The sequence below is a fragment of the Cohnella suwonensis genome, from assembly GCF_042655365.1.
Lineage (GTDB): Bacteria > Bacillota > Bacilli > Paenibacillales > Paenibacillaceae > Cohnella > Cohnella suwonensis.
This window is the reverse complement of record NZ_JBHSMH010000005.1, coordinates 32,776-57,231: the sequence shown is the minus strand read 5'-3', so window position 1 is coordinate 57,231 and position 24,456 is coordinate 32,776. Positions and strand designations below refer to the sequence as shown.

At 56.7% G+C, this 24,456-nt stretch carries 21 protein-coding genes and 1 pseudogene; 14 read left to right on the top strand and 8 right to left on the bottom strand.

The features are described 5' to 3' along the window. Positions 1-97 precede the first annotated feature (97 nt). From ACFPPD_RS02400 to ACFPPD_RS02370, 7 genes are all read left to right on the top strand, one after another. On the top strand, positions 98-1,933 hold the full coding sequence (locus ACFPPD_RS02400; RefSeq protein WP_209742755.1) for an ABC transporter substrate-binding protein: 1,836 nt from the start codon (positions 98-100) through the stop codon (positions 1,931-1,933). A 61-nt stretch (positions 1,934-1,994) separates the two neighbouring features. Continuing rightward, complete coding sequence (gene secA2 / locus ACFPPD_RS02395) at positions 1,995-4,226, top strand: accessory Sec system translocase SecA2 (RefSeq protein WP_209742753.1); 2,232 nt, start codon at positions 1,995-1,997, stop codon at positions 4,224-4,226. A 46-nt stretch (positions 4,227-4,272) separates the two neighbouring features. Further along, positions 4,273-5,589 carry a deoxyguanosinetriphosphate triphosphohydrolase family protein gene (locus tag ACFPPD_RS02390; protein WP_209742751.1) on the top strand — a complete coding sequence of 439 codons (1,317 nt, stop codon included), beginning with the start codon at positions 4,273-4,275 and terminating at the stop codon, positions 5,587-5,589. Positions 5,590-5,691: 102 nt separating this feature from the next. Next, on the top strand, positions 5,692-6,042 hold the full coding sequence (locus ACFPPD_RS02385) for a MerR family transcriptional regulator (RefSeq protein ID WP_209742749.1): 351 nt from the start codon (positions 5,692-5,694) through the stop codon (positions 6,040-6,042). 21 nt (positions 6,043-6,063) lie between these two features. Then, positions 6,064-6,375, top strand: coding sequence for a thioredoxin family protein (locus ACFPPD_RS02380; RefSeq protein ID WP_209742747.1), 312 nt, complete (start codon positions 6,064-6,066; stop codon positions 6,373-6,375). 149 nt (positions 6,376-6,524) lie between these two features. After that, positions 6,525-7,286, top strand: coding sequence for an SDR family NAD(P)-dependent oxidoreductase (locus tag ACFPPD_RS02375; protein WP_209742745.1), 762 nt, complete (start codon positions 6,525-6,527; stop codon positions 7,284-7,286). A gap of 3 nt (positions 7,287-7,289) precedes the next feature. Continuing rightward, positions 7,290-7,454: a hypothetical protein gene (locus ACFPPD_RS02370; protein WP_209742743.1), complete on the top strand. Its 165-nt coding sequence runs from the start codon at positions 7,290-7,292 to the stop codon at positions 7,452-7,454. A gap of 159 nt (positions 7,455-7,613) precedes the next feature. Here ACFPPD_RS02370 and ACFPPD_RS02365 read toward each other — a convergent pair whose 3' ends face one another. Both ACFPPD_RS02365 and cdaS read right to left on the bottom strand, forming a co-directional pair. Beyond that, positions 7,614-8,414: a stalk domain-containing protein gene (locus ACFPPD_RS02365; protein ID WP_209742741.1), complete on the bottom strand. Its 801-nt coding sequence runs from the start codon at positions 8,412-8,414 to the stop codon at positions 7,614-7,616. Between the two features lie 91 nt (positions 8,415-8,505). Then, a complete protein-coding gene (gene cdaS, locus ACFPPD_RS02360; protein ID WP_209742739.1) occupies positions 8,506-9,135 on the bottom strand; it encodes a sporulation-specific diadenylate cyclase CdaS in 630 nt (209 codons plus the stop codon). Between the two features lie 134 nt (positions 9,136-9,269). On the opposite strand from cdaS, the gene ACFPPD_RS02355 reads away from it, so the two are divergent. From ACFPPD_RS02355 to ACFPPD_RS02340, 4 genes are read left to right on the top strand one after another with little or no spacing between them, the layout of a single operon-like run. After that, positions 9,270-9,602 (top strand): PH domain-containing protein, encoded by a 333-nt coding sequence (locus ACFPPD_RS02355; RefSeq protein ID WP_209742737.1) that lies wholly within the window; start codon positions 9,270-9,272, stop codon positions 9,600-9,602. A 47-nt stretch (positions 9,603-9,649) separates the two neighbouring features. Continuing rightward, positions 9,650-9,802 carry a hypothetical protein gene (locus ACFPPD_RS02350; RefSeq protein WP_209742735.1) on the top strand — a complete coding sequence of 51 codons (153 nt, stop codon included), beginning with the start codon at positions 9,650-9,652 and terminating at the stop codon, positions 9,800-9,802. Between the two features lie 2 nt (positions 9,803-9,804). Continuing rightward, positions 9,805-10,824, top strand: coding sequence for an NAD-dependent epimerase/dehydratase family protein (locus tag ACFPPD_RS02345; protein ID WP_209742733.1), 1,020 nt, complete (start codon positions 9,805-9,807; stop codon positions 10,822-10,824). Positions 10,825-10,873: 49 nt separating this feature from the next. Further along, positions 10,874-11,371: a GNAT family N-acetyltransferase gene (locus ACFPPD_RS02340; RefSeq protein ID WP_209742731.1), complete on the top strand. Its 498-nt coding sequence runs from the start codon at positions 10,874-10,876 to the stop codon at positions 11,369-11,371. 282 nt (positions 11,372-11,653) lie between these two features. Here the strand turns inward: ACFPPD_RS02340 and ACFPPD_RS02335 are convergent, their stop codons facing one another. Then, the gene (locus ACFPPD_RS02335; RefSeq protein WP_209742729.1) at positions 11,654-13,210 is read right to left on the bottom strand and encodes an ABC-F family ATP-binding cassette domain-containing protein; all 1,557 of its coding nucleotides are present in this window, start codon (positions 13,208-13,210) and stop codon (positions 11,654-11,656) included. A gap of 194 nt (positions 13,211-13,404) precedes the next feature. Between ACFPPD_RS02335 and hisC the strand changes: the two genes are divergently transcribed. The 3 genes and pseudogenes from hisC (at position 13,405) to ACFPPD_RS02320 (ending at position 15,606) form a co-directional block, all read left to right on the top strand. Next, entirely contained in the window at positions 13,405-14,484 is a 1,080-nt protein-coding gene (hisC, locus tag ACFPPD_RS02330) for a histidinol-phosphate transaminase (protein ID WP_209742727.1), read from the top strand. 21 nt (positions 14,485-14,505) lie between these two features. After that, positions 14,506-15,033, top strand: a pseudogene (locus ACFPPD_RS02325) (GrpB family protein); the annotation flags it as partial. 39 nt (positions 15,034-15,072) lie between these two features. After that, entirely contained in the window at positions 15,073-15,606 is a 534-nt protein-coding gene (locus ACFPPD_RS02320; protein WP_378081353.1) for a YfiT family bacillithiol transferase, read from the top strand. Positions 15,607-15,672: 66 nt separating this feature from the next. Here ACFPPD_RS02320 and ACFPPD_RS02315 read toward each other — a convergent pair whose 3' ends face one another. From ACFPPD_RS02315 to ACFPPD_RS02295, 5 genes are all read right to left on the bottom strand, one after another. Next, positions 15,673-17,553, bottom strand: a complete 1,881-nt coding sequence (locus tag ACFPPD_RS02315; protein ID WP_209742725.1) for a putative bifunctional diguanylate cyclase/phosphodiesterase — start codon at positions 17,551-17,553, stop codon at positions 15,673-15,675. Positions 17,554-17,698: 145 nt separating this feature from the next. After that, complete coding sequence (locus tag ACFPPD_RS02310) at positions 17,699-18,406, bottom strand: response regulator transcription factor (RefSeq protein WP_209742723.1); 708 nt, start codon at positions 18,404-18,406, stop codon at positions 17,699-17,701. Positions 18,407-18,502: 96 nt separating this feature from the next. Continuing rightward, positions 18,503-22,345: a response regulator gene (locus ACFPPD_RS02305; RefSeq protein WP_209742721.1), complete on the bottom strand. Its 3,843-nt coding sequence runs from the start codon at positions 22,343-22,345 to the stop codon at positions 18,503-18,505. Positions 22,346-22,521: 176 nt separating this feature from the next. Continuing rightward, on the bottom strand, positions 22,522-23,772 hold the full coding sequence (locus ACFPPD_RS02300; protein WP_378081168.1) for a HAMP domain-containing sensor histidine kinase: 1,251 nt from the start codon (positions 23,770-23,772) through the stop codon (positions 22,522-22,524). Beyond that, the gene (locus tag ACFPPD_RS02295) at positions 23,769-24,443 is read right to left on the bottom strand and encodes a response regulator transcription factor (RefSeq protein WP_209742715.1); all 675 of its coding nucleotides are present in this window, start codon (positions 24,441-24,443) and stop codon (positions 23,769-23,771) included. The genes ACFPPD_RS02300 and ACFPPD_RS02295 overlap by 4 nt, the downstream gene beginning before the upstream one ends. Between the last annotated feature and the right edge of the window lie 13 nt (positions 24,444-24,456).

The following is a 24,456-nucleotide window of genomic DNA, read 5'->3' as shown; positions in this document are numbered from 1 at the left end:
CGTTTCGTTCTGAGCTTCATTATGCTGTTGTCAAAAGAGGAAAAAAAGGGTACAGTTTGCTCTTCGTATTTCCCCTTTTCGACGGGAGGGCATGAAGATGAACGCGCTTTTGGATAAGTATTTGATGATCTTAAATAAATTAGGTCCGAACAGCGAGACCGGAGCGGAAATCGAAGCGACGACGGAGGAAGTGGCCGGCGCGCTCTATTGCACGACACGGAACGCGAAGCTCGTGATCCGGAAGTTGGCGGACGAAGGGCTGATCCGGTGGCGCGCGGGAAGGGGCAGGGGCAACGCGTCCCGGCTTGCTTTTCTCGCGGAGAAGGACGATCTGCTGTTGGATTACGCGCAGCGGCTTTCCTCTAAAGGGGAGTACAAGCAAGCGTTCGAGCTGTTTCAAGCTTACGACGCGCGCGACGGCGGAGGCGTCCATGAGAAGTACCTTCAATGGCTGAACGGCCATTTCGGCTATTCCGTGGATTCGTCTGAAGGGAACGAAGCTGTCGATATTTTAAGATTCCCGGTTTATTATCCGATCTTGAGCCTCGACCCCGCGGAAATTTATTGCGCGTTCGACGCCCATATCATCCGGCAATTATACGATTCCTTGATTCATTACGACTACTCGTCCGACAGGGTCAGTCCCGGACTTGCCCACGCGTGGGACATTAACGAGGATTGGACCGAATTCACGCTGTACTTGCGCAAGGGCGCCCGGTTTCACAACGGCCGGGAAATCTCGTCTGAAGACGTCAATTTCTCGCTGGAGCGCTTGAGGGGAAGTCGCGCAATGAGTTGGATGGTTCGAGGCGTGACCGAGATTGAACTGCTGGGGCCTCGCTCGTTGCGTATTCGCTTAGCCCGGCCGAATCGGATTTTCCACCGTTATTTGAGCTCCGCGGGCATGTCGATCGTCCCCCACGACCTCGTGGAGAAGGACGAACGGTTCTTCATCGATCGTCCTGTCGGCAGCGGACCTTTCCGACTGAACAAATGGACGGCCGATCGGTTGGAGCTGTCGTCGAACAAAGACTATTACCTCGGCCGAGCGCACTTGGACCGCGTCGTGATCGCGTTCATGCCGGAAGGTTTGCCTTCCAAGTATTCATTCTCCAACTGGAGACGGTTCTTGTTCGACGACACGTCGAGCGTCGAAGAGCCCGGTCCGGAGTGGACGGTCATGGAAGAGCTCGATAAAGGCTGCCTGATGATGACTTGGAACTTGCGCAAGCCCGGGCCTCATCAATCTTCGGCGTTCCGCAAAGCGGTGGACCTTCTGCTTAACCGTCGCAAGATGATCGAAGAGGTCGGGGGCAATCGGGTCTATCCCGCGCGCGGGTATACGCCGACAGAACGGACGCCGGTGATGGAGGACGTGCTCGACGAAGAAGAAGCGAAGAGGTTATTGCGGGAATCCGGTTACGACGGGGAGACCATCACGCTCAGCATTTATGGCATGCATGGGGCCGACGCCGAATGGTTATCGCGAAGACTCGCCGAATTCGACGTCCGGTTGACGGTGAGGAAGGACGCCAAGACGAAAATCGGCGATCCTGCGCTGATCGCGAGCGCCGATTGCATCATGTTCGAGGTCGTGATCGCGCGGGACGAAGTGTGCGAAGTGGAGAATTATTTCCAAGAAGGCAATTTCATCAAGGAAAGCCTAGGCGCCGACGCGCTCGCTTGGGTACAAGGGCAGGTGGAAGACGCGCTGGGCAGCGATAGCGCCAAGGAACGTACCGCCGTGTTCCGCCGCATCGAAGACAAAATCCGGGACGACAACGAGGTTTTGTTTATCCTGCACAAGAAGCTGGGCACGCTCGCTCATCCGACCGTCAAAGGAGTGGAATTGAACTACCTGGGCTGGATGGACTTCAAAGACATTTGGCTGGAGCCGGGCGCGTCGTCCCGCTCCCCGAGCGTTACCCTATGAAAAACGGCACGTAATCCCTATAATAAGAACAATACCTAGAGAGACAGAGAGGACTGTGCCGATGAATTTCGCCGCCAAGCTCGTACAGAAGGTCAAGAGCCGTTTCGTACAGCATAAATTAAAACCTTTCCAAGATATCGCGCAGGCCGTTCACGGCCAACACGTCGAATCCTGGGACGACGCGCGGTTGCAAGCGGAGTCCCTCGCGCTGAAGAAGAAAGCCCAAGCGGGCGCTCCCTTGAGCGATCTGCTGCCGCTCGCGTTCGCGATCGCGGGCGAAGCGGCTCGCCGCACCCTCGGCATGAAACCTTTCGAGGTGCAAGTATTAGCCGGCGCCGCCCTTCACGAAGGTTATCTCGTCGAGATGAGGACGGGCGAAGGCAAGACGCTCGCCGCCGTCATGCCGGCGTATTTGAACGCTTTACAGGGTAAAGGCGTCCACGTGCTGACTTTTAACGATTACTTGGCCGGACGCGACGCCGAATGGATGGGGCCGGTCTATCGCTTCCTCGGCTTGACTGTCGCCTCCGTCAAAGAAGGCATGACGACGGAAGAAAGACAGCAAGCGTACGCCGCGGACGTCACGTACGTGACGGCGAAGCAGGCCGGATTCGACTATTTGCGCGACACGATCGCGATTCGAGCCGCCGATATCGTCCACCGTCCGTTCCACTACGCGATCGTGGACGAAGCCGATTCCCTGTTGATCGACGAAGCGCGCGTCCCTCTCGTCATCGCGGGGGAAGTCGCTTCGACGGGAGGCGACGGCGGGAGAATGGCGCAGCTAGCCAGGGAGTTGACCCAAGGGGACGACTACGACTTCGACGACAATAAGCGCAACGTGTTCCTGACGGAAGCCGGCGTAGAGAAAGCGGAGAAGTCGCTGCGCAGCGGCAACTTGTACGAAGCGCACAATTCGCATTTGTTAACGTCGTTAAATTGCGCGATCCACGCGGAGTCGCTATTGAAACGCGACGTGGATTACGTCATCCGCGACGGCAAGCTGGAGCTGATCGATCCGTTCACCGGCCGCGTCGCCGAGAACCGGCACTGGCCGGACGGCTTGCAGGCCGCGGTCGAGGCGAAGGAAGGCATGACGTCGAATACGGCGGGCAAAATCCTCGGAACGATCACGCTGCAGCATCTGCTCAGCCTGTATCCGAAGATCAGCGGCATGACGGCGACGGCGCAGGATTCCGCCGACGAATTCGAAGAGACGTACAATTTGCAAGTCGTCGAAATTCCGCCGAACCGTCCGAACATCCGCATCGACCACGAAAGCCGGATTTTCACGCACAAGGAAGCGAGATTAAAGGCGCTCGTCCGCGAGATCGCCGAAGTGCACGCGACGAAGCGCCCGATCCTGATCGGCACGAGCAGCGTCGAGGAATCCGACCAGCTCGCGGAGGCGCTCGGGAAATCCGGCGTGGCGTGCCACGTGCTGAACGCGAAGAACGACGAGAAGGAAGCGGAGATCGTCTCGAGGGCGGGAGTGCTCGGCGCGGTCACCGTATCGACGAACATGGCGGGACGGGGCGTCGACATCCGCTTGGGCGGAGGCGATCCGGATCAAGCCGGGAAAGTCTCCGAGCTCGGCGGCCTTTACGTCATCGGCACGCATATGAACGAGAGCGCGCGTATCGATAACCAGCTTCGCGGGCGCGCCGGCCGCCAAGGCGACCCCGGGTCCTCGCGCTTCTACGTCTGCCTGGAGGACGAGCTCATCGAGCGGTTCGGCATCGAGAAGGCGCTGCCCGCGTCTTACCGGAACCGCAAGCAGGACGAGCCTCTCGAAGAGAGCATTTTCAACAAGAAAACCGATCATATCCAGCGCGTCGTCATGGGACAGAACTTCGAAATCCGCAAAACGCTCAACAAATATTCGGACATGGTCGAGGAGCAACGGCGCATTCACCAAGAGCAGCGGGAAGAAGTGCTATTCAACGAAGATTCCCTCGGCTCCGCGGAACGGCGCGCGACATTGTTCCATATGGATAAAGCATGGGCCGACCACCTGGCCTACGTGTCTTACATCCGCGAAGCGATCCATCTAGAGAGCTTGGCTAACCGCAACCCTGCCGACGAATTCCACCACCGGATCATCCATGCGTTCGAGCAATTGCCGGAGAAGATCGAGAAGGAGACGGCCGCGACGATGAACAAGCTGAAGTCCGGCGCGTACGGCGACCCGATCGACTGGGAGAAGCTCGGCTTGAAATCGCCGACCCGGACGTGGACTTATCTCATCCAAGATCAATTTATGGAGAAGAAACAAAGTTTCTTCGGCCTGTAATGCTTTGGAATGAGCAGAATTGGAACGAAAGAAAGAGGCGGCTGGCATGAACGTACGCAAAATGAGACTTTACGACACGGAGAACATCCATTCCGGCGAAGACCGCGACGAATACGAGAAAGATTACGCGAGGTTGATCCAGTCTCCCGCTTTCCGAAGGCTTCAGGGCAAATCGCAAGTGTTCGGCGCGGGCTCCGGAGACTACTACCGGACGCGGCTGACGCACTCGCTCGAGGTGTCGCAGATCGCCCGCGAAGTCGCGCGGAGACTGCTCAAGACCGATCCGTCCCTTTCCCTGAAAGAACATCCCGGGCTCATGATCGATCCCGAGGTCGTCGAATGCGCGTCGCTCGCGCACGATCTCGGCCATCCGCCGTTCGGACATAAAGGCGAAGAAGTGCTGGATAGCATGCTTCGGAAGGATCACGGGCTCAAGTACGAAGGCAACGCGCAGAACTTTCGCATTCTCATGTTTCTCGAGAAACGGGCGGGGAGCGGCAGCGGCTTGGACTTGACGGCGGCCGTGTTGCTCGGCATCAACAAATACCCGTTCTGCATCGACGAGCCGGGCAGGCAGAAGGGCGTCTACCGCAAAGAATGGGAAGGCATCGAATCGTTACGGGAAGCATGGGGCATGCCAGTCGGATGCGCGACGCTAGAGGCTCAGCTCATGGACTTATGCGACGACATCGCCTATTCGACGCACGACTTGGAAGACGGCATCCGCGCCGGAAAAATCCAGATGGACCGCCGCTTCTTCGAGGACGACCGCGTCGTCGCGAACGTCATTCAGGAAATCACGAGCGACCCGAGCTATTCGCCGGCGAATTGGGAAGGCATCGACCAGGCGGCAATGGTCAAGCAAGTCCTCATTCATTACTTGGAGCAGTGGGAGATCATCTACGCCGAGTGCGACCGCGAGCCTTCGCGCACGCGCAGGGAAATGAAGGCGAGATGGGTTCGCAAGTTCGCGAGCGAAGTCGGCATTATCGACGATCCGAACAAAGGCTGGAAAAAAGTAACCCTCGTTCGCGACGGCAAGGAAAACGTGGAGCTGCTGCGCACGATCGAAATCTTGAAGAAGCTCGCGTGGGTGACTTTGATCAAGGATTTCCGCGTGCAACGGTTGCATAAACGAAGCGAGGTCATGATCGAACGGCTATGGGGCAGCTTCAAGAGCTACGAGACGGGACGCCTGATCATCCCGCCGGATTGGCTGGAGAGCTACGAAGCGCAGAAAGACAAGTGGAGCTGGGAGAGGCTCGCGGCCGATTACATCTCCGGCATGACGGACGCTTACGCGGAGAAAGTGTACGCCGAATTCTTCGCCAGCCGTTCGGGCTCGATCTACGAAAGAGATTAACGTCGCCGCTTAGCGACTTCACAATGAAGAGCCTCTTGACCCTGACAGTAATGTCAGGGTTTATACTGTTCTCGTATCGATCGTAGGAAAGGAGTGTTCGTCATGAGGATCGGAGAACTGGCCGCGCGAACGGGCGTGAGCGTCCGTTCGTTACGTTATTACGAAGAGATGAAGCTACTATCGTCGGTCCGGGCGGATAATGGTTATCGCGATTATTCGCCCCTGGCGGAGGAGCAGGTGAAGACGATCCAGCTCTATCTCGCCCTCGGCATCTCTACGGAGCAGATCGCGGGTTTCCTGAACTGCGTGCTCATCAACGAGGAAGCGTTCTGCGAGCAAGTGCTTCCTGTATACGAGAGCAAGCTGAAGGAAATCGACGATCGTATCCACCAGTTGTCCGAGATCCGTTCGAACTTGCTCGACCGCATCCGATCGATACGGGAACGACGATAAAACCGTAGGAGGCGACGACTCATGTTGATCGCGAACGACGAAAGCTTGCAAAAAAGCATCCGGCAACAAGGCATTACGCTGGTCGATTTCGGCGCGAAATGGTGTCCGCCATGCAAAGTATTGAAGCCGATTCTGGACGAGCTGGCGGAAGAGAGGGGAATGGAGGCTGCGTTCATCGAGGTCGACTGCGACGATTCTCCCGGCGCCGCTTCGACTTACGGCGTCATGTCGATGCCGACCGTACTCGTCTTCCGGGACGGGGAGCCCGTCGAGAAAATCGTCGGTCTTCGGCCGAAAGCGGTGTACGAGGGATTGATCGCGAAGCACCTTTAACGATCAAATCCAATAATCGGTACGGAACACGCTTGAACCCGCGATCCTCGCGGGTTTTTTCGTTGCGCGGATGCGTCTCTATTCACGTTGTGTTTTCTCGCGAAATTGCCTATCATTACATTCATATCGCGGAGAGGGGCATTCGAGGCATGCACATCGATTTGACCAATAGAACGGCACTGATTACGGGAGCAACGGGGCAATTGGGCCGCGTCATGGCCAGAACGCTTGCAAATTGCGGCGCGAACGTCGCCGTTCACTACAACAGCAACTCGGCGAGAGCTTCGGAATTGATGGACGAAATTCACGGTTACGGCAGACGGGCCGCCATCTTTCAAGCGGATATTACGAGTCTCGAAGAGATCGTCGCGATGAAGGATCAGATTAAGGAGCAGCTCGGCTCCGTCGACATCGTCGTCGCGAACGCGGTCGCGCAATACCAGTGGACGACGATATTGGAACAAGCGCCGGAAGATTACGCCAGCCAATTCGACACGTGCGTCATGCAAAGCGTCTACTTGGCCAAGGCGTTCGCACCGGACATGATCGCGCAGAAGTGGGGGCGGTTCGTGGGCATCAACACCGAATGCGTCATGCAGAACTTCCCTTCGCAATCCGCTTACGTCGCGGGCAAGAGAGGCATGGACGGCGTCTATCGCGTGCTGGCGAAGGAAATCGGCGAGCACCAGATCACGGTTAACCAAGTGGCGCCGGGGTGGACGATCAGCGACCGGGATCGCGAGAACCATACCGAAGTGAGCGAATCGTACCAGCTTAGCGTTCCGCTCAAGCGTCGCGGCACCGATCAAGAGATCGCGAACGCTGTCGCGTTCCTCGCGTCGGACCTTGCCAGCTTTATTACGGGAGCATACTTGCCGGTGAGCGGCGGCAACGTGATGCCGGCTATCTAACGGATGCGGGGCAAATACCGGTACGTCTGGATAACCGTCGCCGCTTTGCTCGTTTTCTATATCGTCTTTCTGCCGTCTCCGACGCCGCAATTCGCCATTCGCAAGCACTTGCTCTTTACCTTTCATCCGATATTGGCGTTCAGCGCGCCGATCGACGAAAGAAGCTAAGGGGAGTCGTATATCGTATCGAAAAGCGACAGTCCCTTCTTCGAATTGAAGAAGGGACCGCTCGGTTGGAGAGTCAAATCGGCGAATCCGGCCCCATGAGCCGGGTCGCAGCGATCGAGGCCGGCGAGCGTTAATCGGAGGCCGCGAATCCGACGGTCGTCAATCCAACGATCCGATCTTCCATTCGCCGTTCTTGTCCTTCAAGTAGGCGACTTGCATTTGCCGACCGGTCCATTTCACTTCGGCGATGATGCGCGGCGACTTGCCGACGATGTTCTCGGAAACGAAATCGATCCTTCGGAGCTTCAGGGGCTGTTTTTCGGCGTCTAACCAGACGAAAAAGCAAGGATTGTATTCGTCGACCTCCTTGAGCTTAGGGAGCAGCGTGGAGAGATACTTGGCGAAATCCTTGTCGTTGGCCGCTTGGATATGTTCGTTCGTGAGGGCGATCAATCGATCCGCGTTCGCCCGGGCGATAACGGCCGTATTCGCGATGACCATCTTTTCTTCATGGTTTGCTTTCGAGATTTGGATCGTTTTGTTCTTGTCGATCGACAGCTTGAGATGATAGTAATGCGCGATCCCCCGAAGAGGGATATAGAGACGATCGCCGATCGCGACGATCGGGTCTTGCAAGGCGATGTCGGCTTTCCCGATCTTGAACGACTTCGCGTCCTTCTTGAAGATAAGCGTGTCGCTCTTCAAATCCGGATAGCTCTCGCCGTGGACGTAAAGCGTGTGACCCTTAGCGTCCCGCGTCACGTTGTCCTTGTCCAATCGGTAAGGCAGGATCTTCAACAATCCATCCGCGTCGACGTAGGCGCGGCCTTTCTGGATGAGCGCCGCGAAAGTCTCGTTCCCGTTCACCGCGGAATGGACTTGCATCGTGGGCGTCGTCTGGTCGGCTTTTCCACCCGCGATTAATGTAACGGCGAGCATCAAGGAGAGAAAGGCATTCATCTAAGGCACGCTCCTATTGGAAAATGTAGCCGCTCTGGGCATGCCTGTTTAGACGTCGCGAATTGGAAAAAGTTGCAAAAGGGAATGCTCGTTAAGGAGTTATGACCGGGTATAACTGTCCGTCGATCGCGAAGGACGCGTTGCCGGTCTCCTCCGACACGACGATGACGATGACGATGACGATGGCGTCGCATTGCTCCGACAAGCCTACGGCGGCGCGATGCCTCGTTCCCGTTATGCGTTCGTTTCCTTGCGCGGACGTGAGGGGCAATACGTGCTTCGCCGAGACGATCAGGTTCGAGCGGATGAGCACGGCGCCGTCGTGAAGCGGATTTCCCGGATAGAAAATCGCTTCAAGCAAAGAATGGGACACCGGCGCGTTGATCGGAATGCCGGGTTGGACGAACGGCGAAGTCGAGTCGGCGCGCTCGACCGCGATGAGCGCGCCGTGCCTGCGTCCGGACAGCGAACGAATCGCAAGCGACAGGTCCATGTATCGCTCCATGAACGGAGAAAGATAACAATTCAAATAAAACGTCGCCGCCCGGGATTCGATGTCGAGGAAGTTCTTTTTGATATTCTCGAATTCGCCCAACGTGCACCGTTCGTCTTGATCGAGCCGGGCAAGGAGCTGCTCGAGCTTCTCCATCGTCGACCGGATATCCTGTTTGATCAATTCCTTCATCGGGGAAAAATCGCATTCGGGGGATTGCGCCGCCATGCCGCTGCATCACCGCTCCTCTGTCGTCCTTCCGGTTAGCATGCAGAAGGGGATGGGAATGTATGCAAGTTTCCGTTAAAATAAAGGGAATGTTACCCATTTTACCATCATCCGACCATGAGGAGAGACGAACGTTGCAAACAGTCCAATCCGAGAAACAGCAGAATGAAGAACCGGTATTATTCAAGAAAGCAGCCAACCTCTTTAGAGGAATCGAATCGGTAGGCGGTTGGTTACACGCGTCGGAAACCCGAATGAAGTTCGTTCCGCACGCTCTCAACATTCAATCCGCCCCGCTCGATATCCCGTACGCCGATATCGCGTCGATCGCCAAACGCAACACGATGGGTATCGTTCCGAACGGCATTCTGTTGACGTTGAAGTCGGGCGCGCGGCATAAATTCGTCTTGTACAAGCGTTCTTCGTTCATCGCGTTCGTGAACGGCAAAATTTCCGGCGTTCTGTAATCGACGACTGCGCGATTTAAGATCATGCGGAAGGTGCGGCTCAATTTATGGATTTATGGCTTAAGGGCTTTATTATCGGCTTGTTGAAGAGAACGGTGACGGCGAATGCGCTCCGGCTGATCAACTACGGTTCGGCGATCGTGTTATTCGCTTTCGGAGCTTACAGCTTCTATCGTTTCTTATCCGAGATCGGAGGTTAGAGATGAAGGTACTTATTCTAGGGGGAACGGTATTCCTTGGTTATCACGTCGCTCGAAGCGCCTTGGAGGCGGGGCATGAGGTGACCGTCTTCAGCAGGGGGTTATCGAAACCCGCTGGGCCGTTGCCGGGCGCCGAACGACTGACGGGAGATCGGGACGGCAACCTCGACGCGCTCGGGGAACGGAAATGGGACTTCGTCATCGATACGTCGGGTTACGTGCCGAGAGTCGTACGACAGTCGGTTGAGCGGTTAACGGACGCCGTTGGCTTATACGTCTTCGTTTCCAGCATCTCCGTCTATGATGGATTTCGCGAGCCTCGCAAAGATGAGACGCATGCCACGGGCACATTGGACGACCCTTTGACTGAAGATGTCGCGAAAGCTTATGGCCCGCTGAAGGCGTCGTGCGAGGAAGTCGTACGGGAAGGCTTTCCGGGACGCGCGCTTATTGTCCGACCGGGCTTAATCGTCGGGCCGAACGACCCGACGGACCGCTTTACCTATTGGCCGGTACGCTTACGCGAGGGAGGGGAGACGATTGCCCCCGGCCTGCCCGACGCGCCGGTGCAATTCATCGACGTTAGGGATCTCGCGGAGTGGATCGTGCGAATGGCGGAAAGCCGGAGAACGGGCACCTATAACGCGACGGGACCGGCTATTCGGACGACGATGAAAGATTTCCTTGAACGAACCAACCAAGCGTCCGGCGGAGGCGCGGGGTTCGAATGGGTCGATAACGAATTCTTGCTTGCGAACGGCGCCGGGCCATGGATGGAGCTTCCCCTATGGATACCCGGAACGGGAGAGACGGCGGATGCGCGTTATATGCTGGACGTCGATATCGATCGGGCGCTCGCGGAAGGGTTGACGTTCCGGCCTCTGGAGGAAACGATCGAGGCGACGCTCGAATGGGACGACGCCAGGACGGACGGCAAAGTCCGGAAAGCGGGCATGAACGCGGAAAAAGAAAAGAAGATTCTCGATTTGTGGCAAACGAAACGTTCGAACGGCAACCAATAGACGATTAGACGAGTTAAACTCCCAGAACAAACACCGCGGAGGTTATCGTATGGAATCTTATACAATCGCGCATGCAACGAGGGGAGACCTGGAGACGATCGTGGACATCTACAATTCCACGATCGAGAGCCGGATGGTGACGGCGGATTTGAAACCCGTCACCGTGGAGAGCCGCATTCGTTGGTTCGAAGAGCATAATGAGGAGCGAAGACCGCTATGGGTCATGAAGCATGCGGGCCGGATCATCGCCTGGCTTAGCTTCTCGACGTACCATATCCGGGCCGCGTACGACGCGACGGCCGAGATCAGCATCTACATCGCGGCGGACAATCGGGCAAGCGGGGTCGGCAGCCGACTCCTCGCCGCGGCGCTGGAAGCTTGTCCGGGTCTCGGCATTCGCACCATCGTCGCCCTCGTCTTCGGCCATAACGGTCCGAGCTTGGGGCTGCTGAAGAAGTTCGGCTTCGAGCAATGGGGGCTGTTGCCCGGCGTGGCGACTCTCGACGGCATCGATCGCGACGTCGTCATCATGGGGCGCAAAGCTTAAAACCGCATACCGGCGAACGAAAACCTGCGAAAGTGCAGGTTTTTCTACGTTAGATAGAGGGCTGAAGTTCTATTCCTGCATTTGTGAGGCGGGGAATAGCGGACGAGACGGACAAGTCGTTCGACAGGAAATTCGAACACATGCGATATCCGGACGACCGGACATCCAGACGACCGAACATCCTAACGTCCGACATCCGAACCTTGCACGGTCTGCCGCGCAAAAAAAAGACCGAACGGCGGGGAAGCCCGCGGCTCGGTCCATTCGCAAATCCGACTACTCTTAGAACACTTTCGTCGTCCACGACTCGCAGTTCCACACTTCGGTCGCCACTTCGCGATAGAATTCCGGTTCGTGGCTGATCAGCAGAATGCTGCCTTTGTACGCTTGCAACGCGCGCTTCAGTTCGTCCTTGGCGTCGACGTCCAAGTGGTTCGTCGGTTCGTCGAGCACGAGCAGGTTCGTTTCCTTGTTGATCAAGTTGCACAACCGTACTTTCGCTTTCTCTCCGCCGCTCAGGACGCCGATCTTACTCTCGATATGTTTCGTCGTTAATCCGCACTTCGCGAGCGCCGCGCGTACTTCGAATTGGCTCATCGAAGGGAAGTTCTTCCATACGGCCTCGATGCAAGTTTCGTCCGCCGCGCCCTTGATCTCTTGCTCGAAGTAACCGACGAACAAGTTCTCGCCTTTTTTCGTCTCGCCGGACAGGGCGGGGATCTCCCCGAGAAGGCTGCGCAGCAACGTCGTCTTCCCGATGCCGTTCGCGCCGACGATGGCGACTTTCTGTCCGCGTTCCATAAGCAGGTCGATCGGGCGGCAGAGAGACTCCTCGTAACCGATGACGAGATCCTTCGCCTCGAATATCATCCGTCCGGACGTGCGGGCTTCCTTAAACCGGAATTCCGGCTTCGGCTTCTCGCGGGCGAGCTCGATAACGTCCATGCTGTCCAGCTTCTTCTGACGGCTCATCGCCATGTTGCGCGTCGACACGCGGGCTTTGTTGCGCTGCACGAAATCTTTCAGCTCTTCGATTTCTTGCTGCTGGCGCTTGTAAGCCGACTCGAGCTGTTGCTTCTTCGCTTCGTGAAGAAGAACGAAGTTGTCGTAGTCGCCGACGTAACGATTCAACTCTTGGTTACCCATATGGTAGATCAGGTTGATGACGCTGTTCAGGAACGGAATGTCATGGGAAACGAGAATGAACGCGTTCTCGTATTCCTGCAAATACCGCCTGAGCCATTCGATATGCTGTTCGTCCAAGTAGTTGGTCGGTTCGTCGAGGAGCAGGATGTCGGGTTTCTCGAGCAACAGCTTGGCGAGCAGAATCTTCGTCCGTTGGCCGCCGCTCAAGTCGTGAACGTCGCGGTCGAGGCCGATGTCGGCCAGACCGAGTCCCCGGGCGATTTCTTCTACTTTGGCATCGATCATATAGAAGTCGTTGTTCGTCAAAATATCTTGAATCGTGCCGACTTCCTCCAGCAGCCGTTCGAGTTCTTCGGGAGAGACGTCGCCCATTTTCTCGTACATGCCGTTCATTTCCGTCTCCAGATCCATCAAGTACTGGAAGGCGCCGCGAAGCACGTCGCGAATCGTCATGCCTTTCTCCAAGACGGAGTGCTGATCCAGATAGCCGACGCGCACTTTGCGCGCCCATTCGACTTTGCCCGCGTCAGGCTCGAGCTTACCGGTAATGATGTTCATGAACGTAGACTTGCCCTCGCCGTTCGCGCCGATCAGGCCGACGTGTTCGCCTTTCAGCAGGCGGAAGCTGACATCGTTGAAGATCGCGCGGTCGCCGAAGCCGTGCGTTAAATTTTTGACCGTCAAAATACTCATCTATTGGCACCTATTTTCCATTGATATCGTCGGTTTGCGCGCAAACGCGCCAAAATCCATTATAAATCGCGACCGGGTCAAAACTCAACGGTTTTCGTCGCCTAATCTTCGTTCCGACCGCCCAGCGATCGCTCGCTAGACCGACCGCCGAACGACGCTGTATAATCAAGGAAGCGGAAGAGGAGGGCCAACCATTGAGCAAATATTGGAGCAAGCTGGCCGCGTCGCTGACCCCGTACGTGCCGGGGGAGCAGCCGAAGGACCGGCGATATATTAAGCTGAACACGAACGAGAATCCGTATCCGCCTTCGCCGAAAGCGATCGAGGCGATTCGCTCGGCCGCGAACGACGACCTCAGGCTATACCCCGATCCGACCTGCGACGACTTGCGCGCCGCGATCGCTCGGCGGCACGGCCTGGCGAAGGAGCAAATCTTCGTAGGCAACGGTTCGGACGAAATTCTCGCGTTCGCTTTCCCGGCGTTCTTCTCGCCGGAACGACCGATCTTGTTCCCGGACGTAACTTACACGTTCTATCCGGTGTACGCGAAGTTTTACGGCATACCGTACGAAACGTTGCCGACCGACGACGAATTCGGAATCGACCTGAACGACTACGCGAAACCGAGCGGAGGCGTCGTGATTCCGAACCCGAACGCGCCGACGTCCCGATGCTTGGATCTGGATTCGCTGATACGCATTTTGGAGGCGAATGAGGACCGCGTCGTCATCGTCGACGAGGCGTACATCGACTTCGGAGGACGCTCCGCCGTATCGCTCGTCGGCGATTATCCGAACCTGCTCGTCGTCCAGACGTTGTCGAAATCTCGTTCGCTCGCGGGACTGCGCGTCGGCATGGCTTTCGGCCATCCGGATCTGATCGAAGGCTTGAACCGGGTGAAGGATTCGTTCAACTCCTATACGCTGGATCGTCTTGCATTGGCCGGCGCGCTGGCTGCGATCGAGGACGAGGCGTACTTCGAGGAGACGACGCGCAAAGTCGTCGCCACGAGAGAACGGACGGCGAAAGCGATCGCCGAGCTCGGTTTCGTCTCGATCGAGTCGTCGGCGAATTTCCTGTTCGCGACGCATCCCGCGTTTTCCGCCGAAATGCTTTTTCAAAGATTGAAGGGCAAGGGCATCCTCGTGCGTTATTTCAATAAGCCGAGAATCGACCGTTATTTGCGCGTAAGCATCGGAACCGACGAAGAGATGGATCAATTCGTTAGAGCGCTTGCCGACATCGTAGATGAAGCCGGAAGGATCGACCAGTAACCGATCGAAGGGGATGGCGAGATGGCGGATACGGGCAAGAAGGAAGATTGGCCGAAGTGGGCGAACGAGGAAGTCGAACTCTCGGACGCGAATCCGAGATGGGCGCACGAAGGGGAACGACTCGCCGAACGTCTCGGCGAGAAGCTTCGGGGCATAGGCGTGACGGATGTCGAACATATCGGAAGCACGGCGATTCCGGGATTGCCCGCGAAGCCGATCATCGATCTGATGGCGCTCGTCGCCGACTACGGCCAACTGCGCGCAGTCGCGGAAGCGCTTGCTCCCGACGGCTGGCATTACGTGCCGCCGGAGCTCGATTTGCGGCCATACCGGCGATTCTTCGTGCTCGCGCCCGGCGATAGGCGCGTCGCGCATTTGCATTTGTTCCGGCAAGGCGAGCCGCGGTACAAGGAGCAGCTTGCTTTCCGGGACGCCTTGCAGAGCCGAAGGGATTGGGCGATGGCTTACGGGGAGCTCAAGGTCGAATGGGCCGAACGCTACCGGCATGACAGGGAAGGCTACACCGAAGCGAAGTCGCGTTTCGTGGACAGAATACTCCGAGAATTGAAAGTGAAGGTGACAACCGAGGTGAATACGGATTTGAGATATCCGGTCGGACGTTTCCATCAGGCAGGACCGGTTACGGCGCAACAAAAGGAACAGTGGCTTTCCGAAATCGAAGAGTTGCCGGAGAAGCTGAAGGCGGCATTGGACGGATTATCCGATGCGCAATTGAACGAGCCTTACCGTCCGGGAGGCTGGACGGTCAAGCAAGTGGCTCACCATCTCGCGGATAGCCATATGAACAGCTTCATCCGGTTCAAGCTTGCGTTGACCGAAGAGAATCCGGCGATCAAGCCGTACGAGGAACAGCTGTGGGCGGAGCTTCCGGATACGCTGGATACGCCCGTCTTCGTTTCCGTCGCGTTGTTGACGGCCCTTCACGAGAGATGGACGGTATTGCTCCGGTCGATGAGCGAGGGACAATACGCAAGGACGTTCTTCCATCCCGCTTCGAAGCAAATTTCCCGGCTCGACGTCGCGCTCGGCATGTACGCTTGGCACGGACGTCATCACGTCGCGCACGTAACGTCGTTGCGCGAGCGTATGGGCTGGCAATAAAAGCCATCTAGCGTAATAGCAAAGCCTCGTTCGTTATCGTTAACGAACGAGGCTTTTTTCGTCGGCTTAACCGATATGAACCAAGGCGGCGATCTCGTCTTCCCGCAACGGCTTGCTGAAGAGATGGCCTTGCGCGTAATCGCATTTGCGCTTTTTCAAATAAATGAGCTGTTCGTAAGTCTCCAAGCCTTCGGCGACGACGGAATAGCCGAGATGTTTAATGAAGCCGATCATTGACCCGGTCAAGTCTTGTTCCTTCGCGCTACCGATATCTTGGATGTAGCTTTTGTCGATCTTGATCGTATCGAACGGAAACATACGCAAGAAATGGATCGAAGAGCCGCTCGACCCGAACTTACCGAGCGCGAGCCGGATGCCCGCGGCCTTCAATTCGTCCATTTGTTTCGACGCGTTTTCCATGGACGACAGCAAACTGCCTTCGGACAGCTCCAATTCCAGTCGGTCGGGCGATAGGCCGAATTCGCGCAGCACGTCGACGACGAGCGCGGCAAAGCCGCTTTGTTCGAGCTGCACGCCGGAGACGTTAACCGACAATTTCAAAGATTCCGGCGCTCCTTGAGCCGCGATCCTCGCGTAAGCGCCGCACGCCTGGCGTAACGTCCATTCGCCGATTCGAACGATCATCTTCGTCTTTTCCGCGATCGGCAGAAACTCGCGCGCAGGCACTTCTCCGAACTCCGGATGCTCCCAGTGCAGCTGCGCTTCGATTCCTCTTAACGCGCCGTCCGAAAGTTCGAATTGCGGCTCGTAATGAATCGAGAGCCGATCGTCCTCGATTGCCGTCTTCAAGTGCTCTTCGATCTGCGCAAGTCTGCGGATCCGCTCCGATAGCCGTTCGTTATAAAGTACCGCTTCATTCACGCCGGTCTCTCTCGCATGCTGCAACGCCGCGTAAGCGCGGGGGAGAAGCTGGTCGACGGACAAGCCGTCCCCGGCGTAGGCGGTCGTCCCCGCCTCGATCGCGACGTGGCAGCGCTTGTGCTGAATGACGTAAGGTTCGGACAACGCCGCTTGCAACTGTTTCCAGAAGCCGGGCGGCAACAAAGGGAGGGCGCCCGATTGCGGATCCGGATCGGCGACGGCGACGACGAATTGATTCGCTTCCATTCGGCAGGCGGCCGCGTTATCGGGAAGCCAACCCGTCAGCCTGTCGCTGATCTCCTTCAACAATTCGTTACAGGCCTTCGCGCTATTCAACGTCACGATCGTCTTTAATCCGTCGACGTTTAATATCGTTAAATAAAAAGGGGTCCGGGCATCCATCTTTTGCTGCATTTGATGCCAGAACAAGTCGGGAGGGGTGAGACCCGTCGCTTCGTCGGCAAGGGTTTCCCGACTTTTGACCCATTCCGGGTTCAAGCAGTAATGGAACAGGATCGCGGCCGCCGGATACAGGACCGCGAGCACGACGGTATAATTCCTAATGATGAAGACGCGGTCGTGTTCCGGCAGCAGCATGCACCAGGCGGTTCCTTCGGCCCATACAAGCAAGCCGATCAGCGTCGGCCTCGCGAGTCGGAAAGAACGGAAGATCGTCGGCCTTCGGAAATAATAGAACACGAGACCGATCAATGACGCGGTAACGCCCGACGCGATACTCGGCCACGCTCCCGCTCCCCCGATGGCCAGCCGGGCTACCGTGACGAGCGTCACGGAAACGCCGGCGGCGATCGGACCTCCGAGCCAGGCGGAGAGGGCGGTCAATATGTTTTTCATGCTGACGATCGATTCTTCGCCCGAGAACAAAGGCAACAGCATCGAGACAATGCCCGTCGTGCCGAACAGCAATCCGAATGCCGACTTGCGCATCGGCGGCTTCCACTCCTTGAAGGCGGGGATCAGCCTGTGGCAGAACATGAGGAACAGGACGACGACGGCGATATTTTGGATGAAGTTGACGATTCCGGTCACGTTAATATCGATCAAGGGATGCCCTCCGCGTAGGTCTAAGTTGTCCAATCTTCGTTAGTATGAAGGGAATTCGTTTGTAAAGTTGCGGGTTGCGCGCTGGGTATATTTGGACGTAAAAGAGAAGGCCCGGTATTCGGGCCTTCCGCCGAGGGATTGCGATTCAATTAATGAACTTATAACCGACGCCCCATACCGTTTTTATGTATTGCGGTTCTTTTGGATTCTTCTCCAGCTTGCGCCTCAGATTCGTGACATGAACGTCGATCGCTCTGTCGTTGATGAAGGAGTCGATGCCGCGCACGGCGTTGATGAGCTCCTCTCGGCTGAAGACGCGGTTCGGATGCTGGTAAAATAATTTCATGATTTCGTATTCGGAGAAAGTCGTTTCGATGTGCAGCCCGTGAAGAACGATCGTGCGCCGTTCCAAGTCCAACGAGAGCCCAAGCTGCATTCCGGACGAGGCGCCGACGCCCGCGCCGACAGGTTGGGCAACGACGGGTCGCCCGGCGTTCGTGCGTCTCAAGACGGCATCCATTCTAACCTTGAGCTCTTGCATGCTGAAGGGCTTAACGAGGAAATCGTCGGCTCCCGAGCTGATCGCTTGAATTCTGACGGTGACGGAAGGCTTCGTTGAGATGACGATGATCGGGATAGCCGTGAGCTGTCTGAATTCCGCGCAAAGCTCCGTTCCGCTCGCATCCGGAAGCATAAGATCCAAAAGCAAAATGTCGGGATTAAAAGAGCTAAGCGCAAACTTCCCTTCGCGTGAAGTTTCGACGCGTTGGACTTCGAACATTTCTTCGGTCAAGTAAAGGGTGAGCATTTCTCCGATGATCGCATCATCTTCAATAACAAGAACTCTCGTCAAACTTCATCACACCTTATAAGAGTTTGTTAGGGATGCTCATACTTTGCTAACATTTGTCGAGATAATCTTATTATAATATGCGACACCCATATTCGTCTAACTGCTTTTGTGCTTTAAAAGATTAAAAATGGAGTCGAGCGCGATCGCGAGGGATTCCTCCAGCTTTAACCTTTGTTCATGGCCTTCTTCATGCCGTTGAAGGGCTTGCTGGAGCGCCGATGCATGCTCCAGTACATCCGCCATGCCGAGATGTCCGGCCGCGCCCGCGAGAGAATGGGCCAGGCGAACGGCTTCGTCCCGATCGCCGGCGGCGAGCATGTCTGACAGGCGTTGCGCGGTATTCCCGTGTTGGTCCTTGAACTTATCGAGCAGTTGTCGGTACAGCTTGGTTTTGCCGTCAAGCCGCTCCAACGCGGACGTCGTATCCATGCCCGGCATATCCCGGAAATCCGACCATCCGTCGCCTGAAGCGACCGCGGAGTCGGCAGCCCCAATCTCGCCGCCGGTTGGAGCGGAAAGGGAAGAGGACAAGGGCGAGACCCACTTCCTCATCGCGGCGTACAGCTTGTCGGGCTCGATCGGTTTCGTCAAGATGTCGTTCATTCCCGCCGCCAAGCACTTCGCGTGCTGTTCCGGCGTAACGTCCGCGGTAAGCGCGATAATCGGCAATTGACGGGCGTCGAATAATTTACGCAGCTCGATCGTCGTCTCGAGACCGTCCATGTCCGGCATGTGCAGATCCATCAGCACCAAGTCCGCAGGAGCGTCCGAGAGCGCTTCGAGCGCTTGAACGCCGCTTTCCATGAGTTCGACCTCTATGCCTTGATGGTCCAGCAATTGCTTGACGACGAGTCGGTTAACGACCTGGTCGTCGACCGCGACAATGCGAAGCTTCTCGGATCGGGCTCGGTCCGAGACGGTGCCGAGTACCTCTTCGGGAGATCGTTCTTCCGGCAAGTCCAATCGGTGGCAGACGGCTTCAAGCGTCTGACGGACCTGCAGCGGGGAAGAGGGCTTGACGAGCACGGCGGCAGGTTTCAATCGCTCCGGCAGCTGTTGAAGGGCATCCCTGCCGAGAAGCGTCGTCGAACATACCGTCTTTATGCCTTTGGCATCCAACGACTCTTTCCAATTCGACCATGTTTCCTCTCCGTGCATGTCGCCGCATTCCATGTCGACGATAAACAAGTCCGCCTGTCGACTTTCAAGACATTCGGCTGCTTGCGTCCAGCCTCCGACCGCGACGGCATCGCAACCGAGCGAGTAGAGAAGCGTGCGCCAATGCTCGGCGACGGCAGGCTCGTCTTCGAGCACGACGACGGAAAGTTCAAGCGGTTCGGCCGCTTCCCAGACCGGATTCGACGCGTCCGTCGCGAGCGGAAATTCCAGTTCGAATCGGAAAGAGCTGCCGACGCGGTAGCGGCTTTCTACGGTTAAAGTGCCGCCCATCCATTCGACGAGCGTACGCGAGATGACAAGGCCGAGTCCCGTGCCTCCGAATTTGCGGCTTGTTTTCTCGTCGGCCTGAACGAACGGCTTGAACAGACGTTCCAATTGTTCGTCCGTCATGCCGATGCCCGTGTCGTCGACCCGGAACGCGAGCCGGGCGTTGCCGTCGCGGCAGTCCAGTAATTCGACGCTTAATTCGATTAACCCGACGTTCGTGAATTTGATCGCGTTGCTGCACAGATTCAGTAAAATTTGCTCGAGTCGGGTCGAATCGCCGACGAGCTTCGGGATGCGCGGGTCGGAGCGCAAAATGAAATCTACCGGTTTCGGCCCGAGCAGCACGGAGAATATGCCGCTTAAACGATGCAACGATTCGGCGGGGCAGAAAGGCTCCCGTTCAAGAACAAGCTTGTCCGCTTCCAGCTTGGAGAAATCGAGAACGTCGTTCAGGATGTGCAATAGCGCCTGGGACGAATCGGTTATTTGCCGGATGTAATCGTGTTGGATGCCCGATAATTCCGTTCTCCGCAGCAGATGGGTCAGACCGATGATGCCGCCGAGCGGCGTGCGGATCTCATGACTCATTCTCGCGAGGAAGGAACTCTTCGCCAAATTCGCTTCGTCGGCTTCTTCTTTCGCGAGAAGGAGCTGGCGTTCTGTCTCCTTATGAGCGGAAATATCCCGTACGATCGCGGAGAAATAAGCGTCGCTATCGTCTCCGGGCCGATGAGCCACGACGATGATCGAGACGATCTGGCTTGCCCCGTTCTGGCCGCCCGGTGCGTAAAATTCGGCTTCGCTTTGCCAGAAGCCTTGTTGCTGGGCGATCATCAAGCCGTCCGCGAACGCGACCGTCATCGGAATCGGCATGTACCGGCTCACCCGGTTGTTGTCCTCGTTCAGACGGTCGATCCCGAGGAAATCGTGGCCCGCTTGGTTCAAATAGAAGATGGTGCCGCGCATGTCGAACGAAGCGATCGCATCGTGGGCGCTTTCCATGATTTCGAACAGCCTCGCGTTCGTCTCGACCGCTTTCTTGATCGCGCTCACGTCCCGGGCGATCAATACGTATCCTTTCGTCGAGCCGTCGGGATGGCGCATGATGCTCGTATTGATCGAGACAAGCATGCGGTGCCCGTCCCGATGGAGCCAATGCCATTCCCAGTCGGGCAGGAAGCCCATCTGCGGCAGCACGAACAGTACCGATTCGTCGGGAGCTATGTCGCGCTTGAGCTTGTCCGAATAATAACTCGCCCGATCGCGCAATTGGGCCGGGTCATGCCAGAGCAATAACGCCTTGTGCCCGACGACTTCGCGTTCGGAGTAACCGAGAAGCTCTTCCGCGCGTTTGTTGAACGACGTGACGAGGAACTTCGCATCCGTAACGATCATCGCGTACTGGTTATGCCGTATGAAAGCCTGGAAAGGCTCGAACAGCTCCTGCAGATTCTCGATCATGCCGTTGACGGAAGTGGCAAGCATGCCGAATTCATCCCGCGCGCGGAGCTGCAGCGGCTTCGGATAGAAGTTGCCGGCGGCGACGTTCTTCGTCACCTCGACGATTTTCTTCAAGCGATCGAGAATCATCCTCTGCGTGATGAAGAACAACAAAGCGCCGATGAGCACCTCCGCGACCGCGACGAGTCCGATGTTCATCCAGATCGATCGCCGCAAAGGCGCTTCGAATTCCGACTTGCTGACCGTGAATACCGCGTACCAGTCCATGCCGGGCATGCGAACGTAGAAGATTTTGACGACGCGGCCGAAAGCGGGAGATTGTGCGTAGCCTTCGTTCGACGTGCGTAGCTTGGCGACAAACGGACCGAGACGCGGCTCGTCGCGCAAGTAATTCAGCTTCAGAATGAGTGACTCGTCTTTGTAGTACAGCAGGTTGGTGTCCCAATCGACGAGGAGGATGGAGCTGTCCTTGTAGTCGTTGGCGTGCAACGTCAATTGGGAGCGGAATAACTCGGCCGAATCGAACGCCATGCCGATGACGCTGTCGATCGAGCCGCTGGAATCATAGTAGGGCACGATCAGCCAAAGGACGGGAACGCCTTTCTCGTCCAGCATCAAGTCGGCATAGGAGGAGATCCCTTTCAACGCGGCATGGTAGGCTTCCATGTTTTTCATGTCCACCGAGTTGCCGTCCAGCAGATGCATAATGCCGTCTCTAGCCGCCACGCCGACGTGTCGGGTCGTCAGGCTCGCGAGGGGGACGTCGAAGCGCAAGTAATTTAATTTCTGTTCGGTCGTAAGAAAGTAGTGAGGCAACGAATGCGCGATCAGCTCGGCTTCCTTCATGCGAAGCTGGAGCATCGCGTACAAGCTGTTCACCGTAATCTTCAAGCTGGATAGGCTGTTGTTGAGGAGCTGCCTGTTCATCTGTTTGTTGGACGTCTCGTAGTTGATCAAAATCATCGCGACGAAAGAGACCGTATTGACGAGGACGAGAATGACGACGATTTTGAAGCGCAAAGAACGCAACATTGGGGTAGGCTCCCTCGCATAGAGTGGGAAATGTTAGCTTTTTCAATTCCGCGACGGAATTGCGCTAATACTTTAACTCTATCATAACGAAAGACGGCAACGTTCGACAATTGACAATTCCAACTTGCGAAAATGAGGCGGCAGTCGATCAACGCTAGGTAAAACCAGAACGTCCGTCAAGAACCGGAGGGGAGCGATACCGCGAACTGGGCGCCGCCCTTCGGACGGTTGCTGGCCGCGATGTCGCCATCGTGCATGTCGACGATTTTCTTGACGATGGACAAACCCAATCCGCTGCCCCCGCCCGCGCGTTCGCGGGCTTTGTCTTCTTTAAAGAACCGCTCGAACAGGTGGGGCAGCGCTTGCGGCGAAATATCGGGGCCGCTGTTATAGACGACCGCGTGAATCCGGTCGTCCGAGGTCGTCAACCGAACGCCGACCGTGCCGCCTTCCGGCGTGAATTTGATGCTATTGTGCAGCAGATTAATCCATACTTGGCTCATTAAATCTTCGTCGGCGACGATCGTCGCTTCCGGAAGATCGACGTCCATCTCGATATTCTTCCGCTGCCAAAGCGGCTCGCAAGAAAGGATAATATGGCGCAGTTGCCGGTCCAACCGATAAGGCTTCGGTTCGAACGGATGGTGCTTCGATTCGAGCGAAGTGAGCTTCAGCAAGTTGTCGCTGAGCCGGGATAAGCGCTTGCTTTCCGTCTCAATGATGTCCAAGTAATGGCTAGTCGTCTCCGCCGGAAGTTCGTCCGTCCGCAATGCTCTCGCGAAACCCGCGATGGAGGTGAGTGGGGATTGGAACTCGTGGGAGACGTTGGAGATGAATTCCTGGCGCATCCGTTCCATTTGATGAAGCTCCGACGCCATTTCGTTGAACGTCGATACGAGAGGACCGAATTGCCCCATGTATTTCGGATTCGACTTGAACGTCACGTCGAAATTGCCTTTGGACAGCTCTTTCATCGCGATAATCAAGTTAAAAAACCATTCCATCTGCCTGCGCAAGGGACGGTAAAACAATCGAACGAGGTGTATGAACCCGAGCAACAAGAAAAAGGCGAGCTCGATCGTCAGGAATTGCCGCCAGATCGGCCATTCGAGCTCCGGATAAGCCGATTGGAAGACGGCATGCATGATTAAGTAACTCAATCCCCAAGTCCCGGCGATGACGAGGTGCATGCCGATAATACTGAGCCAGATGTACTTGGCCGGCGGACGCATCTGCTTGCCTAATTCCCGGATTCTTTCCCGCTCCTCCGGCGTCTGCCAGTCGTCGCCGGCGAACAACCGCAAGTCTCGGAGTCGGCGTCTTTCGCCGCCGCGTCCCCCGCGACCCTCGCGCCCGCGTCTGCCGCCGGCGAGATGTCGATGCGGCCGCTCTCCGGGATCTCTTCCATCATCGCCCTGCCGCCTCATTCGCACACCTCCAGTCGGTACCCTAGCCCGCGAACGGTAGCGATCCGAATGCCGTATTCTCCGTCGGGAAACCGCTCTCGAAGCCGCTTGACGTGCACGTCGACGGTCCGTTCGTCTCCTTCGTAATCGAATCCCCAGATTTGTTCGATCAACTGGTCGCGCGCGAACGTCTTGCCCGGATAACTGGCGAATTTGAACATCAGCTCGAATTCCTTCAACGGCAATGTGAGGGAGGCGCTAGATGCTTGAACGGTGAACGTCTGGCGATCAAGCGTCAGTTGGCCGATCGACACTTGCTGGGAGATAGAGATGCGATACCTTTTCAAGAGCGCCTTGACGCGCGCGACGAGCTCGACCGGCTCGAACGGCTTCACCATATAGTCGTCCGTGCCGAGCTGGAACCCTTTCAGCTTCTGCGACGTTTCTCCTTTGGCGGTAAGCATGAGAAGCGGCATCTCGTAATGCTCGCGGAGTTCTCGGCATAAGTCCCAGCCGTCCATATGCGGCATCATGACGTCAAGAACGACGAGATCGACGGAAGCCCCCGTCAGCACTTCTAATGCATGGACCCCGTTCGCAGCTTCCAACACTTCGAGACCTTCTTGGACGAGAAAGACGCGAACGAGCTCGCGAATATGCGGATCGTCGTCGACGACAAGAATTTTGGTCATGGGGATCCACTCC